This is a genomic window from Arthrobacter sp. Y3223164 (genome assembly GCF_059091005.1).
This window is the reverse complement of the sequence record NZ_JBNHGF010000545.1, coordinates 1-1,450: the sequence shown is the minus strand read 5'-3', so window position 1 is coordinate 1,450 and position 1,450 is coordinate 1. Positions and strand designations below refer to the sequence as shown.

Genomic DNA, 1,450 nt, shown 5'->3' with positions numbered 1-1,450 from the left:
CCGCGACACCGGCCCCCCACACCGGCCCCACACCCGCCCCGCGCCGGCCCGCACACACGCCGGGGATCATGCTTGTCAGGCCCCTATTGCCGTGTTGTAGTTGACTCACGCAATGACATGGACGCACCGCAGCGTCCCGGCGAACCCGGCTTGGCTGCGGCAATCCAGGCGCCGGTCCGCACCCAGGCCGGTAGCCGGAGGGGTGAGTGGCGATGGTTGTGCAGCGGTTGTTGCCGACGGAGGAAGCGCAGGACCTGATCGAGCTGGTCCGCGACATCGCGGACCGCGAGCTGCTGCCGCAGGCGGCCGAGGCCGAGGCCGCCGAACGCTTCCCGCGCGGGGTCTTCCGGATGCTGGGGGAAACCGGGCTGCTCAGCCTGCCGTACCCGGAGGAGTTTGGCGGCGGCGGCCAGCCGGCCGAGGTCTACCTGCAGGTCCTGGAGGAACTCGGCGCAGCCTGGGGCAGCGTGGCGGTGGGCGTCAGCGTCCATGCCCTCTCCTGCTTCCCGCTGGTGCATTTCGGCAGCGATGCGCAGCGCAAGACCTGGCTGCCGGACATGCTCTCGGGCGACACGCTGGGTGCCTACTGCCTCTCCGAGTCGCACGCGGGCTCCAACCCGGCGGCGATGCGCACCCGCGCCGTCCGGAAGGGCGATGGCTACGTGATCCGCGGTGCGAAGGCCTGGACCACGCACGCCGGCGAGGCCGATTTCTACACGGTGATGGCCAGGACGTCCGACGATCCCCGGCACGGGATCTCTTGCTTCCTGGTTCCGGCCGACGCCGAAGGACTGAGCGCGGCGCCGCCCGAGCACAAGATGGGGCTGACGGCCTCGACCACGGCGACGATGAACTTCGACGACGTGTATGTCCCGGCCAACCGCCTGATCGGCGAGGAAGGCCAGGGCCTGGCGATCGCCTTCGCGGCGCTGGACTCGGGCAGGCTGGGCATTGCGGCGGTGGCCGCCGGGCTGGCCCAGGCCGCGCTGGACCTGGCCGCCTCCTACGCCAACGAGCGCGAGGCCTTCGGCAAGCGGCTGATCGAGCACGAGGGGCTGGCGTTCCTGATCGCCGACATGGCGGTGGAAGTGGAAACCGCGCGCGCCATGTACCTGGCGGCGGCGCGGCTGAAGGACGCCGGCCTTCCCTACGGCCGGGAGGCCTCGATCGCCAAGCTGGTGGCCACCGACAACGCGATGAGCGTGACGACGAACGCCGTGCAGGTGCTGGGCGGGGCAGGCTACACCCGGGACTTCCCGGCCGAGCGGTACATGCGCGAGGCCAAGGTCATGCAGATCTTCGAGGGGACGAACCAGATTCAGCGGCTGCTCATCTCCCGCCACTTCATCCGCTGACTGGGACCGGCCGGAAAAGACCCGCTAACGGCGGCAGTCCGCCGTGCCGAAACGCCGGGGCGCCACGCGTCCGGCGCCGGGTCGAACCGCCGGGG

General features: G+C 71.0%; 1 protein-coding gene. It reads left to right on the top strand.

Annotated elements, in window-relative coordinates; genetic code table 11:
• Positions 1 to 212 precede the first annotated feature (212 nt).
• Positions 213 to 1,355, top strand: coding sequence for an acyl-CoA dehydrogenase family protein (locus tag AC5RUJ_RS16260; protein ID WP_494128460.1), 1,143 nt, complete (start codon positions 213 to 215; stop codon positions 1,353 to 1,355).
• Positions 1,356 to 1,450: the final 95 nt, after the last annotated feature.